14 protein-coding genes are annotated in these 15,853 nt (G+C 42.4%); 9 read left to right on the top strand and 5 right to left on the bottom strand.

The features are described from left to right. The first annotated feature begins 107 nt into the window (after nucleotides 1–107). The 3 genes from ACEN2L_RS09845 to ACEN2L_RS09855 all read left to right on the top strand — a co-directional run bounded on the left by ACEN2L_RS09845 (nucleotide 108) and on the right by ACEN2L_RS09855 (nucleotide 1,370). Entirely contained in the window at nucleotides 108–548 is a 441-nt protein-coding gene (locus tag ACEN2L_RS09845) for a DUF2059 domain-containing protein (protein ID WP_306020172.1), read from the top strand. A gap of 47 nt (nucleotides 549–595) precedes the next feature. Continuing rightward, nucleotides 596–979 (top strand): SMU1112c/YaeR family gloxylase I-like metalloprotein, encoded by a 384-nt coding sequence (gene gloA2 / locus ACEN2L_RS09850; protein ID WP_441743468.1) that lies wholly within the window; start codon nucleotides 596–598, stop codon nucleotides 977–979. Between the two features lie 100 nt (nucleotides 980–1,079). Continuing rightward, a complete protein-coding gene (locus tag ACEN2L_RS09855) occupies nucleotides 1,080–1,370 on the top strand; it encodes a putative quinol monooxygenase (RefSeq protein WP_306020174.1) in 291 nt (96 codons plus the stop codon). Between the two features lie 91 nt (nucleotides 1,371–1,461). Here the strand turns inward: ACEN2L_RS09855 and ACEN2L_RS09860 are convergent, their stop codons facing one another. Both ACEN2L_RS09860 and ACEN2L_RS09865 read right to left on the bottom strand, forming a co-directional pair. Next, nucleotides 1,462–1,791, bottom strand: coding sequence for a hypothetical protein (locus tag ACEN2L_RS09860; protein WP_441743469.1), 330 nt, complete (start codon nucleotides 1,789–1,791; stop codon nucleotides 1,462–1,464). Nucleotides 1,792–2,534: 743 nt separating this feature from the next. After that, a complete protein-coding gene (locus ACEN2L_RS09865) occupies nucleotides 2,535–3,017 on the bottom strand; it encodes a c-type cytochrome (protein ID WP_441743470.1) in 483 nt (160 codons plus the stop codon). Between the two features lie 262 nt (nucleotides 3,018–3,279). Between ACEN2L_RS09865 and ACEN2L_RS09870 the strand changes: the two genes are divergently transcribed. Beyond that, nucleotides 3,280–3,936 (top strand): cytochrome b/b6 domain-containing protein, encoded by a 657-nt coding sequence (locus ACEN2L_RS09870; RefSeq protein ID WP_441743471.1) that lies wholly within the window; start codon nucleotides 3,280–3,282, stop codon nucleotides 3,934–3,936. 159 nt (nucleotides 3,937–4,095) lie between these two features. Further along, nucleotides 4,096–6,405, top strand: coding sequence for a TonB-dependent receptor (locus ACEN2L_RS09875; RefSeq protein ID WP_441743472.1), 2,310 nt, complete (start codon nucleotides 4,096–4,098; stop codon nucleotides 6,403–6,405). A gap of 57 nt (nucleotides 6,406–6,462) precedes the next feature. Here the strand turns inward: ACEN2L_RS09875 and tmpT are convergent, their stop codons facing one another. From tmpT to ACEN2L_RS09890, 3 genes are all read right to left on the bottom strand, one after another. Further along, complete coding sequence (gene tmpT / locus ACEN2L_RS09880; protein WP_441743473.1) at nucleotides 6,463–7,101, bottom strand: thiopurine S-methyltransferase; 639 nt, start codon at nucleotides 7,099–7,101, stop codon at nucleotides 6,463–6,465. Nucleotides 7,102–7,172: 71 nt separating this feature from the next. After that, a complete protein-coding gene (locus tag ACEN2L_RS09885) occupies nucleotides 7,173–8,738 on the bottom strand; it encodes a PH domain-containing protein (protein ID WP_441743474.1) in 1,566 nt (521 codons plus the stop codon). After that, on the bottom strand, nucleotides 8,731–9,282 hold the full coding sequence (locus ACEN2L_RS09890) for a PH domain-containing protein (RefSeq protein WP_441743475.1): 552 nt from the start codon (nucleotides 9,280–9,282) through the stop codon (nucleotides 8,731–8,733). The genes ACEN2L_RS09885 and ACEN2L_RS09890 overlap by 8 nt, the downstream gene beginning before the upstream one ends. A 399-nt stretch (nucleotides 9,283–9,681) precedes the next feature. On the opposite strand from ACEN2L_RS09890, the gene dapB reads away from it, so the two are divergent. The 4 genes from dapB to greA all read left to right on the top strand — a co-directional run bounded on the left by dapB (nucleotide 9,682) and on the right by greA (nucleotide 15,849). Beyond that, complete coding sequence (gene dapB, locus ACEN2L_RS09895; protein ID WP_306020182.1) at nucleotides 9,682–10,491, top strand: 4-hydroxy-tetrahydrodipicolinate reductase; 810 nt, start codon at nucleotides 9,682–9,684, stop codon at nucleotides 10,489–10,491. 352 nt (nucleotides 10,492–10,843) lie between these two features. Next, nucleotides 10,844–11,989, top strand: coding sequence for a glutamine-hydrolyzing carbamoyl-phosphate synthase small subunit (gene carA, locus ACEN2L_RS09900; protein ID WP_306020183.1), 1,146 nt, complete (start codon nucleotides 10,844–10,846; stop codon nucleotides 11,987–11,989). A gap of 58 nt (nucleotides 11,990–12,047) precedes the next feature. Next, on the top strand, nucleotides 12,048–15,266 hold the full coding sequence (gene carB / locus ACEN2L_RS09905; RefSeq protein WP_441743476.1) for a carbamoyl-phosphate synthase large subunit: 3,219 nt from the start codon (nucleotides 12,048–12,050) through the stop codon (nucleotides 15,264–15,266). A 106-nt stretch (nucleotides 15,267–15,372) separates the two neighbouring features. Then, nucleotides 15,373–15,849: a transcription elongation factor GreA gene (gene greA / locus ACEN2L_RS09910; protein WP_306020185.1), complete on the top strand. Its 477-nt coding sequence runs from the start codon at nucleotides 15,373–15,375 to the stop codon at nucleotides 15,847–15,849. The last annotated feature ends 4 nt before the right edge of the window (nucleotides 15,850–15,853 follow it).

Consider the following 15,853-nt stretch of genomic DNA (forward strand, 5'->3'; position numbering starts at 1 on the left):
GATCTTATAGTTTGTTTAAGCCGCTCCATTGAGCGGCTTTTTTTATCGCTATAATTCAGCAATGTTTTGTGAAAGAATAAATTTTTAATGAGCGTTTAAGGATAATAATGAAAAAAATATGTATGGCTTTAGTTGGTTTATCACTAGCCTTTGCCAGTGTTGCACAGCCCGCTAAAAAAGCGAGCATAGAGCAGTTAATGCAACTCACCGGGGCGGGTGATTTGAGTGCGCAAATGATGAATCAAATGTTACCGGCAATGCAACAGATGATACCTGATGCGCCGCCGACTTTTTGGGACACCTTTAAGCAAGAACTCGATGCCAATGAACTTATGAAAATGATCATTCCAGTGTACCAAAAGCATCTAAGTGAAGAAGATATTCAAGCCATACTGGCGTTCTATTCAACACCTGCCGGTAAAAAATTAATCTCTGCTCAGCCTGCCATTATGCAGGAATCGATGATGATAGGTCAGCAATGGGGGCAACAGGTCTTTATGCGTGCCAAACAAAAATTCGATGCTATGTCAGCTGCTCAGCCGCAGTAATTTATCAAACTAGGGGCTTTTTTGTCAGTAATTAAGGGAGCTAAAGCATGTTAAAGCGCATTCATCATGTGGCTATTATTTGTTCTGACTATCCACGCTCGAAACAGTTTTATACTGAGGTGTTGGGTCTTGCGGTGATCGCTGAAAACTATCGAGCAGAGCGGCAATCGTGTAAGTTAGATTTGGCCTTACCGGATGGGGGGCAGCTTGAAATGTTTTCGTTTCCAGACGCCCCGCCCAGGCCTAGTCGACCTGAAGCGCAGGGCTTGCGGCACTTGGCTTTTGTAGTTGATTCGGTCGCGCTGAGCAAGCAGCAATTAGAAAAGCAGGGCATCGAAGTCGAGGCCATAAGAATTGACGAGTATACAGGTAAACCCTTTACTTTTTTCAGCGATCCTGACGGTCTACCCTTAGAGTTATATCAAGCCTAGGGTTTGATACTCGCCGGTGTGAGGTTTGCTCTGAATAAAGTCGAGCCTGATGTTTCAAACTTTTTCATCGCAGCCAGTGAGTTGCGGATAAGGAAAAATAATGTACGGATTAATTGGAAAGATCGATTGTGTCGAAGGTAAGCGTGAAGCGTTAACTGATATATTGTTAACTGGAGTGGCCGATATGCCAGGGTGTCTTAGCTATATTATTGCCAATGATAAATTAGATGAGAATGCCCTTTGGGTGACAGAAGTATGGACAGATGAAACCCATCATAAAGCGTCTATCATGCTGCCGTCGGTGCAAGAAGCAATCAAATTAGGTAAACCCATGATCAAAGGGTTTGCTGAACGTTTTGAAACCTGTCCTACCGGAGGCATTGGCCTTTAATAGCAGTAAAATATTGAACTCAGCTAATTTTGGCATGTAGTTAAAAATGAAGTTGAGCTCAGTCAAGTTGACTGAGCTCAACCTTAGCATTCTATTGACTGATTTTAGCTTGAATAAAGTTTACAACATCAGTTGCTTGACGAGTTGCAGAAAACTCAGCCAATCCTTTACCAGCACAGCTCACATTTTTTTCGTCTAAAACAATGTCAAGGACACGTTGTTTTGAACTTGCTAGCACGCCAACTTGACGTTCAATAGCACGTTTTAAGGTGTTGACATCATTGTTGATAGCGGCTTTACAAAAGCCTGCAAATTCAGTGTCACCAACAAATTTAACTTTCTTAGCACTTTCAAGAGCAGCGTTAGCATTGAATGACAAGCAAGCTGCAGATACTACGATAGAAACAAATAACTTTTTCATATTCAATACCCCAATTAATTTAACCGATTGTGTGAGAGACTTTAGGTAAATCTCGAAACAAATAGTAATTAAATTACAGAAAATTGTTGTTTTTTCTTTGTGCTACTTTAATTAATAGCGTGTAAAAGTAGCAGTTCAAGTATTTAACAATATGATATATTGTTGAAATTTAACGACATTTTGTATTTTAATATATCTTTATAGAATAATAAGCATGTTATTTGGTCTAAATTATTATGTAATTAAATTACAGTTTTGCTTAGTGGAATGTCATAAATACAAAAAATTCACATTTAAGGCTCTTATATTGCTATTTTTTTCAGCTGTCGCGGTAAATATAGTGCGAAACAAGACCGTGGCTTATGCTCGGTCAATCTCGTTAAGAGAGTACACGCCGATGCTTGTCCCTCAAAGAAATCGCGTTTCAGCCTGCAAGTAACGGATGTCGATTCAAGACAGGTATTATTTTTTGTTGTGCAGCCAATCATGAGAAGTAGGGCATCGTTTGAGCTCTTCTGCCACGAGAATACCCTAGGGTTACTTGAGACATAATGAAGCTAATTTGATTTTTTTGATTAAAAATTGAGCGTTAGTGCTCAGTAGTAGCGAGGTTTGTAGATAAACCTCGCTGCTAATGAGCGCGGATCGAGCTTTGCTTTTTCTCGCTCGATAGACCTTGCCGTAGATAAGCGTGCGCTACATGATGCAATAGGCCATAGCGGTGAAGAGTAGATAGTAAACGATTAATCAGCTCTAAAGCTTTTATGACAGGCCGAGCAACTGTCTTTCACCCCGACTAAATCCCCCATTAAGGCAGCAATATCACCTTTTTCAGCCGTATTTAACAGCGCTTGGCTACTTTGCTTAAAGCCTTCGGCTTTGTCCGCAAACTTATCCGCTTGTGACCAAATTTCTGCCAAGGCATCGGTATCTAAACCTGTCTCTTGACCTGTACCTGCGGGAAACCAATCAGGTAGCACCTGGGCTTGGTCAGCCAATACGCCTGCATGTTGCTGGATAACACTTAGGTCTGGAGCGCCACTCTTTAATTGTTGATTGATGGTTTTCATTGCTTTACCCATCTCTTTAAAGTTTTGTTGGCGAGTTTCAATGGTAGAACTGGCGTCTGTTGCATTAGCATTAACAGAGACGTGCAAAGATAAAATTACGGCACTGCTTATGGCTAAAGCTTTAAATGTGGAAAAACTGCGGCATGTTGTTTTCATGTTTGTGATTCTCTGTTTTGATTAAATTAATACCATGTCAGGCTTTGCCCAGTTAAGTTTACGGCTACGCTGAGCCCTTTTCCATTCTACGCGACTTTAATTCTTAATATCAAAGGTTAAACCTTAGCTTTTAGACGCAGAGCAATTAGCTATATCATTTGATTGAATGAATAATGGCGAATATGAAATACTGTAAACAGTATTGTTGGTAAGCCATTTATTTGGCCTTTCTTTTAAGCAACGTTTTTCAGCAGGTAGCAATATGACAAACAGTCAAACTAGCGCCAATCGAGTATGGGATTGGCCCATCAGATTTGTCCATTGGTCCTTCGTCATTTTACTCGCGCTTTTATGGTGGACTGCTGAAAATGGCGAAATGGACATTCATCGCTATGCTGGTTACGCGCTCACGAGTTTGCTGGTTTTTCGTGTATATTGGGGCTTTGCCGGCAGTAATACCGCGAGATTCACTCAATTTGTGCAAGGTCCAACCGAGACATGGCGTTATGCTAAAACCCTCGGCCAGCCTCACACGGCACCTCAATATGGCCACAACCCGCTAGGGGCTTATAGTGTTGTTTTATTATTAAGTCTGATGGGTATTCAAGTGATTTCTGGCTTGTTTGCCATTGATGTGGATGGTTGGGAGGCTGGCCCCTTAAATGACTATGTTTCTTTTGAAACAGGGCGCCTAAGTGCAGCATGGCACGAATATACTTTTAATGTGATCCTCGGTTGGATTATTTTGCATCTGTTTGCTGTGACGTATTATCTGTTTTGGCGCAAACAAAATTTAATTTCAGCCATGCTCAGTGGCAAGACAAAGGAGGGCGGTAGTGGCAAATTTATTGCAGCTCGTCCTACTCACTACTTTGTGGGTTTAGCGTTAATACTGATTACCCTGTGGTTACTTTTATAGCTATTTGATGGTGTGGGTCGGGAATACAAAAACTTATGATAAACATGCGCTTATGTCGATATTTAATAAAAATGTCACTGTTTGTTCATCTAATTATCGCAAAAGGGCTTTAGCTTAGAGGGCTGTGAAATCACTTAATTACTCGGAAGTAAATGTAATATGCTAATTACCCACTCAGCGAAATTCAGTCTTCGTCCACTTACATTAATCGTTAGCGCTTTATTAGCGACGGGCGTAGCAGCGCAAGAGCCTGATAAAGGTGAGATTGAAAAAATCACTGTAACCACTCAGAAACGTGTGCAAGCGATCCAAGATGTGCCGGTTTCTATTAGTGCTTATAATGGTGATTTTTTAGAACGCTTGGGGGTGAATGAGCTTGATGCGTTATCGGATATTACCCCAGGCTTGGTCATTCAAGAGCAAAGCCCTAACAATCCCGGTTTTGTCATTCGCGGTATTACTTCTGATAGCGGTTCATCACAATCATCGCCGCGGGTGTCGATTTATTATAACGGCGCTGATGTGTCTCGTTCACGTGGTTCCTATTTTGAGTTATTTGATATCGAGCGAGTAGAAGTGGTTAAAGGTCCACAGGCTACATTGTTTGGTACTGCCGCATCGGTAGGTGCATTAAGCGTTATCACCAATAAGCCTGAGGAAGATTTTTCTGCCAAAATTAATGCTGCTGTCGGTAACTTTGGCGCTACTTCACTTCATGGCTATGTCACTGGTGGCAATGCAACACTGCAAGGCCGCTTGGCTGTAAGTTATCGTAAGCGCGATGGTTTTATAGAAAATATAGCGGGTGATGCAGATTCTCAAACCTCAAATGGCACCAAGCAAGATGATATGCATGCCATTGATCGTCAAGCCGTTCGTGCTTCGCTGCGTTTTGTTCCGAATGATAAACTGACTGGGGATATCGTCTATACCCACGAGAAAAATGCTGATTCTGGTACATCCTTTAAGAACGCCAACTACGCCCCAACGGGCGGCGATACCAGCCCTTATACTTATGTTGAGATGTCGGGAAGCCCCTATTCAAAAGCGGTTTTAGGCGCTGAAAAACTGGGGGTAGATCGTACAGTGGACGATGTTAACCTGACCCTAAACTACACGCTTTCTGATAGCACAACCTTGACCTCAATATCTGCATTTCGCCGTTTTGATTCCATAGAAGTATTTGACGCCGATGGTACGCAAGCATGGTTTTTAGAGTTTGCAGAAGATGCTCAGGGTGATCAATTCAGCCAAGAATTACGCTTAGTCAATGTGCAAGATAAGCTCACAAGTATCGCAGGTGTGAGTTACTTTACTGAAGATGGTTCACAACGTGTGCCCTTTAGTACCGAAGAATCAATTTTTCTAAATTGTGTTGGCGCTTTGTCAGCTTTAGGTCAGCCTTGTATTAATGCAGACGGCTCAGTAAACGTATTAAGTGCAGTTTTAACAGCAGGTGCTTTTAGTGAAATTCCTTATTCTTCGGAGTTTACCAATTACGGTGACAATAAAAGCTATTCTGCATTTGCTGATTTCACGTATTTAGTCAGTGATGCCTTAGAATTAACGGCGGGTTTACGGTACGTCAAAGAAGATAAAGAAAGTGCTTATATGGCTGTTATTCCTGACTCGGTGTTAACGGGCGGCACATTTTTTGGCAGTAATACCGATGGTGAAACCTTCAGCGCTAATCAAAGTTACCGTGATTGGCTACCTCGTTTTAATGCCTTGTATCGCATCAGCCCTGATCTCAATATTTATGCGACCCTATCCAAAGGCCGTCGCTCTAATGTGCTGGATGTTACAGGTAGCACAGTAAGTGATGTACCAGCAGAAATTATATGGAACTACGAAGCAGGGATAAAAGGCCAAGCATGGCAGCGTAAACTTGATTATTCAGCGTCGGTTTTCTATCAAGATTATACCCATTTTCAAGTAACTTTATTAGGCGATGATGGCATTGCTTATCAGGCCGATGCGGGTTCAGCGACCAATATTGGTGTTGAAGGCGAGCTGCGAACCATCGTAGGGGAAGGACTGCAGTTATTCGCTAACTTTGCCTATATTGATGCCACCATAGATGACGATGCTACCAATGGTAACTTAGCGGGTAATCGCTTCCGTTTGCAGCCTGAGCGGACTTTTAGTCTCGGTGGTTCATACTTTACTGCTGTAAGTAATGACTTCAATTTCACCAGTTCAGCGATTTTTAGTTATCGATCGGATGTGTTTTTTGAAGCTGCGAATCAGCCTAACATCAGTGAAGATGCAGTGAGTTTAGCCAACCTTCGTGTAGGTATTGAAAGGGCAGATGCGAGTTGGTCGGTTAATTTAGTGGCAAGCAATATCTTTGACAAAGAGTACTTGGTAGATGCAGGTAATACGGGTGGTGCTTTTGGTAATCCGACTTTTGTAGCCGGACCACCTCGCTTTTATGGTATTGAGTTCAGTATGAATTTTGGTGGTTAATCATTAACAACCTAAAAAACCGTTAGTAACGGTTTTTTAGGTGCTAAACGTCGAGCACTAGCCCGGAGTCAAGCGCCAAACTTGTTGCAAGGCGGCGACTCTGCCTTTTAACCCGCCAGCCAACGATTCACTGTATAAACTTTCAATCTTATATTTATCAGCGTAATGGCGGGTTACTTCAGCTGCAGTCACACTAAAGGGGGGGCCTTGCATCGAGCTCTGCTCATAATCAAAACAAATTAATAATTGCGTAGCACCATCAGTCACATTTATAAGGTGTTGACTATATCGTATTCTCATTGTCAAGGGTAAAGCCACCAGTGCGGCTCGGTCGTAAACGCCATCTACTTGACCAATAAGCGCCTGAGTTAGTGAAAAAATATCGCCTACAAAAATGTCAATATTGGCTGCTTGGTAGAGTAAAAAACCATCTTTAGCAGTGACCTCGGCTTGAATATGTAATGATTCAAATAAGGCGATGGTTGCCTGCTCACTGAGCTCTGCGCCTACTACGTTATAGCCTTGTGCTAATAACCATGAGATGTCATGGGTTTTACCACATAAAGGCACAAACACCCGTTGGCCTTTTCTGAGAGATAATGTGGGGAAATGGGCTATTAATAAGGGATTGATGTCTTGTTCATGAAAACCAATTTCACCTTTAGCCCAGCGTTCATGCCAAAAATCAGCCTGCATTTGTTACTCCTTAATGAGTGCATTTACTATCTTATCTGGATTGTTCATATAACCATGAGCAACATCTGGTGTTACATCCATGAGCGTTGACTTGACTCTACATGATACAAACAACGATTAATTAAACCAAGTGCAATGGTTTCTGGCATTAACGGTATGGTAATGGCACCTGAAGCCAGTACATATTTCACCGTCGCTAAGTGACGCCTTTTCATCATTATGCTTTGTTTAAATTGGCATTGCTGCACCTTAAAAGCAGGAAAGCAATAATAATCTACGCCCAAAAGTCCCTTACGTAGGTAAACAAAGTTTTCGTCAAAAGCATAGCCCCAACGCCGCCAGCGTAAAAAAACAAGGGTGCTTAATAATGCAAAAAGTACTAGTCCTATTGCTGCCAACGCTATGTTGTGTTTAATAATGGCAATACTTTGAATGAGGCAACACAGCGGAAATAAATAATAGCCAATGTAGCGCAGCATAAAAAATCCACTAATGGCTGAAAAGCTCACGTTGGTCAATTGATTATTGGGGTAGATATCGTCAATGATTGCACGACTTTGTGTAAGCGTAATAGAGGGCACAATAATTTTATTGTTAGCCGCGGAATGATCAGCCTGTTTTAGCCGCGCATTCATTTGCTCCAACTTAAGGTTGACTCGTTTCAACAAGATATCTAACCAGTCTTGTTGTTGCACAAGCATCTGTAAACGACTTAATGGCATGCTAACTTCATGTTTGGTGAACAAGCCGCTGCGGCGAATATAGCGGTTTTCTGTCTTACTCAGGGTATAACCATAATAACTTATGATAGCGCCCGTCACAGAAAACAGCATCAGTAAGAACATGATTACCAGAGTCAAGGATAATGTATAGATCCCCACTTGCCATAAAGAGTGTACTTGTAAGTTAAACATGTCATTAAGATTGATACCCAAATCCATTAGCAAAATGTTGATTTTATTGACAATATTATCGTAAAAAGGAGCTAAACCACCCAATAAAATCCACACTCTGTTATTGGTGATGCCGTGTAAAACTAAGTCAGGTAAGCAGCGTTGATTGATTAACTGTTCGTCTGTGGCAAAGGGTGGGTAGCTATCTTTCGCGTGGGTAGGCGCTGCACTGAATGGCGCAGATGATTCAGGCGAAACCCGCAGTATTTGCTGTTTTAGCTGTTGAGCCAGCACCAAAGGCAAAGCCACTAGTTGGGCTTCTTGTTTAGCAGAGCCTGCTGTATCGAGCTGCAAACAGGCATACCCAGTGAGACGATAATAAAGTGGCTGTTCAATTTTAACATTTTGAATTCGTTCAAAGGGCAGATTCACGTGTTTTTTACGAAAAAGACCAGAACGAATTTCAAGCACATTGTCTGATAAACGAAAGCGATAAACCTGAAAACTCCAAAATGCCCCCAATAGCAATGCGGTAAACGAGATCAACAATATCGGCAGCCAAATATAAGGGTACGCGATGATATTGGAATAGCTGTATGCCAGGGCTGGAATTAAATAAACGATATTGGTAAAGACCCCACGAATAATCTTCATGACAAAATAGACAATTGCAATGGGCGACAGTTTTTGCCAGTCATTAGCTACTGGCTGGTGCTCGTGTGACGATTTATGCACACTATGCATTGTGGATTAAGTCTTTATTTTTAAGGATAAATTGATGAATTTGTTGGGCAGTTGCTAATTCTAAGCCCGGTATTTCAAAGGTGTAATGCGAACCTCCAGCGCTATAAACTTGTAAGGTGGCAAGGTTTTTAAATCGCTCTAAGGGACCCCGCTTCAGTTCAACATGTTGAATTCGTGAGATAGGCTGGCTGACCAGTTTTTTAAACATCAATCCCGAACTGAAATGCAAATCTAGCTGGCGTAAGGCATAACGTTTTTGTTTATCAGCCAAAAAGTTTAGTAAGATAATAAGCAGGCTGGTCACGGCAAAGATACACAATGCATAGGGAATAAAATTGTGTAAAGCAGATGGTAACACTATCCAGTTTTGTACATAAACCAAAGCGCCCAGCATTAAGAATAGTAGGCTCAATACTCCATTTATCATTAGATTAAGCGGGGCGTATTGCTGTGCAAGTACCTGCAAGTTTAGGTATTCAACCTGAGGCACTGTTGTGTTGTTAAGCTCAGCAATGTTTTCATTGTTAAAGTCAGGTTTTAGCATGTGCCCGTTTACCCCCTACAGTTAAAAACCCTGTAATACTATGTGAAAGAGTAAGGATAGTCCTGTGTAAATTACCTTAGGTGTATAAATTGGGCTTGTAAGACTGATTCTTGGTTAACATGCTTGCCTAAAGCGTTAAATTCGTACACCAAAGCTGAGCAGGGTTAGTAAAAAGTTAGCAAGAAAGTATCTAAGGGATATTCGCTGTATCACTTAACGCTCGCATTTTTATCTCGCCAGAAATAAGCACGAAAATACCTTAAAAATAAAAATGCAGTGATTTGTTTGTTAAGGCATTTCTTAAAGCGAATTAGTATCAATACTAGGCTGCAAGTGCCTACTAATTAAGGCACAATCTCCGCATTATTTATATTAGACATTATTCAAAAGAAAAATATCATGAGTAAAATCGCTATTTTCGGAGCAAACGGTCGTATGGGCCGTGTTTTAGTAGAGGCCATTAAACAAGATGCTGAGTCACATTTAAGTGCCGCCACAGTGCGTGCTTCCTCATCTATGCTTGGTACTGATGTGGGTGAACTTTCTGGCATCGGCAAGTTAGGTGTGACTACCCAAGCTGATTTAACAGGGAGTGTCGCTGATATCGATGTGATGATCGATTTTACCTTGCCAGCCGCCTTAACTGACAACCTAGCATTTTGTGTAAAACATAAACTGCCTATCGTAATTGGCACCACCGGATTAAATGCTGAGCAGAAGAATGCCTTAACTCTGGCTGCGCAATCTATACCCATTGTGTTCGCGGCCAATTACAGTGTTGGTGTTAATTTGCTACTCAATTTAGTCCGTCAAACCGCCAAGGTAATGGGACAAACTGCTGATATCGAAATCATTGAAACACACCATCGTTATAAAAAAGATGCGCCCTCAGGGACGGCGGTGGCAATTGGTGAAGCCATTGCAGATGAGTTAGATCGAGATTTAGCCCAATGCGCGGTGTATGGCAGAGAAGGGGATACCGGCGAGCGCGACCAGCAAACAATAGGTTTTGCAACAGTACGGGCAGGCGATGTTATTGGTGATCACACGGTCCTTTTTGCTGATATAGGTGAGCGTTTAGAAATTACCCATAAAGCCTCAAGTAGGCTGACCTTTGCTAAAGGCGCAGTTAAAGCGGCTAACTGGTTAATTAAGCAGCCTGCGGGCTTGTATAATATGGCTGATGTATTAGGCTTTAACGCAAACTAAGGACACCACAAGACAGAGCTGTTGCGAATAGCCGTAGGGTAATAAATTAGATTTTTGCGGCTTAAGCATAAAATTGTAGTTTAAATGCTTATTTATGCATTTTTGGTAATTGTTCGTAGACCCTAAAAGGTGTTTCGTGTATAGTACTGCGAATTTGCCAAAAATTACCGAAGTTATTACAACTTCAACCAGTTATATCTTGCAAATTAAGCTAAATTCCTTGTAAATCAAATATTTATTGGGGTTTTTATATTGGGCTTGGTAACTGAGAAAAACCAAGTTCTAGCGCATTAACCTCGAGTTAGTGCCATATAACCTTACTTTTTATACATTAAGTAACCAGGAGGTTGACTTGGCTATTTCCGCCCTTTTAGTACTAGCAGACGGGTCTGTTTTTAAAGGTACTGCGATTGGAGCGTCTGGTGTGTCAGTAGGGGAAGTGGTTTTTAACACTTCCATGACAGGATATCAGGAAATTTTAACTGATCCTTCGTACGCCGAACAAATCGTTACACTGACTTATCCTCATATCGGTAATACCGGTATCAATGAAGAAGACCAAGAATCCACTAAGATTTGGGCCAAAGGCCTGGTGATCCGTGATCTACCCTTACTGGTCAGTAATTTCCGCAGCCAACAAAGCTTATCTGATTATCTTGAAGCAAATAACATCCTAGGTATTGCCGACATTGATACACGTCGATTAACACGTATCTTACGTGACAAGGGGGCGCAGAACGGTTGTATTATCGCCAGCAATGCCCTTGATGACGTAAGTTTGGACGAAGCTCATGCACTGGCTATGGCGCAAGGTTTTGCAGGTTTAAAAGGCATGGATTTAGCCAAAGAAGTGACTTGTGAAGCCAGTTACGAATGGAATTCGGCCAGTTGGGATTTGGAAGTGGGGTATAAACCTGCTCCTGATTCGATGCCGTTTCACGTTGTGGCTTACGATTATGGGGTTAAACACAACATACTGCGTATGTTAGTTGACCGAGGCTGTCGTTTAACGGTTGTACCAGCAAAAACCTCTGCAGCAGATGTGCTCGCATTGAAGCCAGATGGCGTATTTTTATCAAATGGCCCCGGAGATCCAGAGCCTTGTGATTATGCCATCAGTGCCATTAAAACCTTGTTAGACACTAATATTCCTATATTTGGTATTTGTTTAGGTCATCAGTTATTGGCCCTTGCCAGTGGTGCTCGCACCTTAAAAATGAAGTTTGGTCATCATGGCGCGAATCACCCAGTTAAAGATTTAAAAGCCAATCGAGTGATGATTACAGCACAAAACCATGGTTTTGCCGTCGATGAGTCAAGTCTGCCAGCCAATATTGAAGTGACTCACATATCGTTGTTTGATAAATCGTTGCAGGGCATACACCTAACCGATAAGCCTGCGTTTAGCTTTCAAGGCCATCCTGAAGCCAGTCCTGGCCCTCATGATGCAGCGCCTTTGTTTGACCATTTTATCGAATTGATGCAAGCAACTCGCTAGATTAGCGAGTTTTGCCTGAAACAACCCGAATATTGAGACGAGATTAAAGAAGAGCACCATGCCAAAACGTACCGACATAAAAAGTATCTTAATTTTAGGCGCTGGCCCCATTGTTATAGGTCAGGCCTGTGAGTTTGATTACTCTGGCGCGCAAGCCTGTAAAGCCCTTAAAGAAGAAGGGTTCCGCGTCATATTGGTTAACTCTAATCCAGCCACCATCATGACCGATCCTGAGATGGCTGATGCAACTTACATTGAACCCATTCATTGGGAAGTTGTGCGCAAAATTATCGAAAAAGAACGTCCTGACGCTATTCTTCCTACGATGGGCGGACAAACCGCGCTTAACTGTGCGTTGGACTTAAATAAGCATGGTGTCTTAGAAGAGTTTGGCGTTGAGATGATTGGTGCAACAGCAGATGCCATTGACAAAGCCGAAGATCGTGAACGTTTCGATAAAGCCATGAAATCAATTGGATTGGCTTGTCCGGTAGCAGAGATTGCTCACAGCATGGAACAGGCTTTTGACGTCAGTACACGCATTGGTTTTCCTTGTATTATTCGCCCTTCCTTTACCATGGGCGGCTCAGGTGGTGGTATTGCTTACAACCGTGACGAGTTTGAAGAAATTTGTCGTCGTGGCTTAGATTTATCACCTACAAACGAATTGTTAATCGATGAGTCTCTAATCGGTTGGAAAGAGTACGAAATGGAAGTGGTACGTGATAAAGCAGACAACTGTATTATCGTATGTACTATTGAAAACTTTGATCCAATGGGGGTGCATACCGGTGACTCAATCACCGTTGCTCCGGCACAAACCTTAACGGACAAAGAATTTCAAATTATGCGAAATGCGGCCATCGCCGTATTGCGTGAAATTGGTGTTGAGACTGGCGGTTCAAACGTCCAGTTTGGCGTTGACCCAAAAACCGGTCGTTTAGTGGTTATTGAGATGAATCCGCGCGTATCGCGCTCTTCAGCACTGGCTTCAAAAGCAACGGGTTTCCCTATTGCCAAAGTAGCAGCTAAATTAGCAATTGGTTACACCTTAGATGAACTCGCCAACGATATTACCGGCGGTTTAACTCCGGCATCTTTTGAACCGGCCATTGACTACGTTGTGACTAAGATCCCGCGTTTTAACTTTGAAAAATTTGCGGGTGCTAATGACCGTTTGACGACCCAAATGAAGTCAGTGGGTGAGGTGATGGCAATTGGCCGTAACCAACAAGAATCCTTGCAAAAAGCCCTTCGTGGACTGGAAGTGGGTGTTAACGGTTTAGACCCAATCATCGACATTAAAGATCCAAACGCAAAAGCCACCATTATTCGTGAGCTTCGTGAACCGGGAGCTGAACGTATTTGGTATATTGCCGACGCGATGCGTATGGGCATGTCGGTTGATGAGATATTCACCTTAACCAACATTGACCGTTGGTACTTGATACAAATCGAAGAGTTGATCGTTCTTGAACAACAAATTGCTGAGTTAGGCCTATCTGCTATCGATGAAGATTTGATGAAAATCTTAAAACGCAAAGGTTTTGCTGATGCACGTATCGCCGATTTAACAGGGGTTGACGAAGCCGATGTGCGTGAAGCGCGTCGCAATTTTGACATTCATCCAGTATATAAGCGTGTTGATACTTGCGCCGCTGAATTTGCCAGCAATACCGCTTACATGTATTCAACTTATGACGAAGAGTGTGAATCTAATCCCACAGACAACAAAAAAATCATGGTATTAGGCGGTGGTCCAAACCGTATCGGACAAGGTATTGAATTTGACTATTGTTGTGTGCACGCTGCCTTAGCTTTGCGTGAAGACGGCTACGAAACTATTATGGTTAACTGTAACCCAGAAACGGTTTCAACTGATTATGATACCTCTGATCGTTTGTATTTTGAGTCGGTGACCTTAGAAGATGTGCTTGAAATTGTGCGCATCGAGAAACCAGTCGGCGTGATAGTGCAATACGGTGGGCAAACCCCACTTAAACTTGCTCGTGCACTTGAAGCGGCTGGTGTGCCGATTATTGGTACCTCACCTGATGCAATCGATAAAGCAGAAGACCGTGAACGTTTCCAAAAAATGGTTAACAAGCTTAATCTTAAGCAGCCTGCCAATGCGACGGTGAGTAATCTTGAGCAAGCGCTGGTTGCCGCTGAAAAAATCGGTTTTCCCTTAGTAGTGCGTCCTTCTTACGTGTTAGGCGGCCGCGCGATGGAAATCGTCTATGACATTAAAGATTTAACCCGATACTTGAAGCATGCAGTTAAAGTGTCTAACGACTCGCCAGTATTACTCGACCGTTTCTTAGATGATGCGATTGAAGTGGACGTTGATGCCATTTGTGACGGTAAAGATGTCGTTATTGGTGGCATCATGGAACATATTGAACAAGCGGGTGTGCACTCAGGTGACTCGGCGTGCTCATTGCCGCCCTATTCGCTTAGCCCCGCTATTCAAGACGTAATGCGTGAACAAGTTAAAGCCATGGCCCTCGAACTCGGTGTGGTAGGCTTGATGAATACGCAATTTGCAGTGAAAGATGGCAAAGTATATTTGATTGAAGTTAACCCTCGAGCTGCGCGTACTGTACCTTTTGTATCTAAAGCGACCGGTATGGCTATCGCTAAAATTGGGGCTCGTTGTATGGTTGGCCAATCACTTGCCTCACAGGGAATTACCAAAGAAATTATTCCGCCCTTCTATTCTGTTAAAGAAGTGGTATTGCCCTTCGCTAAGTTCCAAGGTGTTGATCCATTATTGGGCCCCGAAATGCGTTCAACCGGCGAAGTGATGGGAGTGGGCGATACGTTTGTTGAAGCGTATGCAAAAGCCAATTTAGGCGCGAGTCAGCCAATACCCGTGGGTGGTAAAGCGTTATTATCCGTGCGTTTGAATGACAAAAATCGCGTCATTGAATTAGGTCAAAAGATGCTAGCCAAAGGGTTTACGTTGGAGGCCACTAGTGGTACTGCTGATGTATTAAACCAAGCTGGCGTAGCCTGCAGTGTGGTGAATAAACTCAGCGAAGGTCGTCCTAACATTGTGGATGCCATCAAAAACCGTGAATATTGTTATATTATCAATACCACAGAAGGTCGCCAAGCCATCGATGACTCCGTGTATATCCGTCGGGAAGCATTGTTAAACAAAGTGCCTTATACCACCACGATGAACGCCGCCTTTGCTACGGTAAATGCCAATAAAGCAGAAGATCGTGCCCGAGTGACATCAGTGCAAGATTTGCATAAACGTATACTTTAAAAAGTGGGCCAGGAAAATTCCCGGCCCGAGTTGATTTTTATGTTTTTGTACCTATGTTGCTTAATCTAATAAAATCATGACACCAAACAAAGTGAGTTATTGAACTATGAATCAATACCCAATGACAGCCAAAGGCGCAGAGATGTTGCGTGAAGAGCTGCAACATTTAAAGTCAGTTAAACGACCACAAATCATTAAGGCGATTGCCGAAGCCCGAGAGCATGGCGATTTGAAAGAAAACGCTGAATATCATGCAGCCCGTGAACAACAAAGTTTTTGTGAAGGCCGTATTCAGGATATCGAAGGCAAACTGTCTAATATTCAGATTATTGATGTCACAAAAATGGCTAATAACGGCAAAGTTATTTTTGGCGCGACGGTGACGATCCTTAATTTAGACACTGATGAAGAAACCACCTATAAAATAGTAGGTGAAGACGAAGCCGATATTAAGAACAATCTTATTTCATATAGCTCGCCGATAGCTCGTGGTTTAATTGGTAAAGAGTTAGATGACATCGTCAATATTCAAACCCCAAAAGGGGCAATAGAATATGAAATTTCAGCGGTAGAATATATTTAAACCT

Origin of the sequence: Flavobacterium sp. W21_SRS_FM6, assembly GCF_052119645.1 — a bacterium.
Classification (GTDB): domain Bacteria; phylum Pseudomonadota; class Gammaproteobacteria; order Enterobacterales; family Alteromonadaceae; genus Paraglaciecola.

What these genes read in the sequence shown, in the direction of transcription:
- ACEN2L_RS09845 (WP_306020172.1), top strand. Translation starts at nt 108, where the DNA reads ATGAAAAAAATATGTATGGCTTTAGTTGGTTTATCACTAGCCTTTGCC.
- gloA2 (WP_441743468.1), top strand. Translation starts at nt 596, where the DNA reads ATGTTAAAGCGCATTCATCATGTGGCTATTATTTGTTCTGACTATCCA.
- ACEN2L_RS09855 (WP_306020174.1), top strand. Translation starts at nt 1,080, where the DNA reads ATGTACGGATTAATTGGAAAGATCGATTGTGTCGAAGGTAAGCGTGAA.
- ACEN2L_RS09860 (WP_441743469.1), bottom strand. Translation starts at nt 1,791, where the DNA reads ATGAAAAAGTTATTTGTTTCTATCGTAGTATCTGCAGCTTGCTTGTCA.
- ACEN2L_RS09865 (WP_441743470.1), bottom strand. Translation starts at nt 3,017, where the DNA reads ATGAAAACAACATGCCGCAGTTTTTCCACATTTAAAGCTTTAGCCATA.
- ACEN2L_RS09870 (WP_441743471.1), top strand. Translation starts at nt 3,280, where the DNA reads ATGACAAACAGTCAAACTAGCGCCAATCGAGTATGGGATTGGCCCATC.
- ACEN2L_RS09875 (WP_441743472.1), top strand. Translation starts at nt 4,096, where the DNA reads ATGCTAATTACCCACTCAGCGAAATTCAGTCTTCGTCCACTTACATTA.
- tmpT (WP_441743473.1), bottom strand. Translation starts at nt 7,101, where the DNA reads ATGCAGGCTGATTTTTGGCATGAACGCTGGGCTAAAGGTGAAATTGGT.
- ACEN2L_RS09885 (WP_441743474.1), bottom strand. Translation starts at nt 8,738, where the DNA reads ATGCATAGTGTGCATAAATCGTCACACGAGCACCAGCCAGTAGCTAAT.
- ACEN2L_RS09890 (WP_441743475.1), bottom strand. Translation starts at nt 9,282, where the DNA reads ATGCTAAAACCTGACTTTAACAATGAAAACATTGCTGAGCTTAACAAC.
- dapB (WP_306020182.1), top strand. Translation starts at nt 9,682, where the DNA reads ATGAGTAAAATCGCTATTTTCGGAGCAAACGGTCGTATGGGCCGTGTT.
- carB (WP_441743476.1), top strand. Translation starts at nt 12,048, where the DNA reads ATGCCAAAACGTACCGACATAAAAAGTATCTTAATTTTAGGCGCTGGC.
- greA (WP_306020185.1), top strand. Translation starts at nt 15,373, where the DNA reads ATGAATCAATACCCAATGACAGCCAAAGGCGCAGAGATGTTGCGTGAA.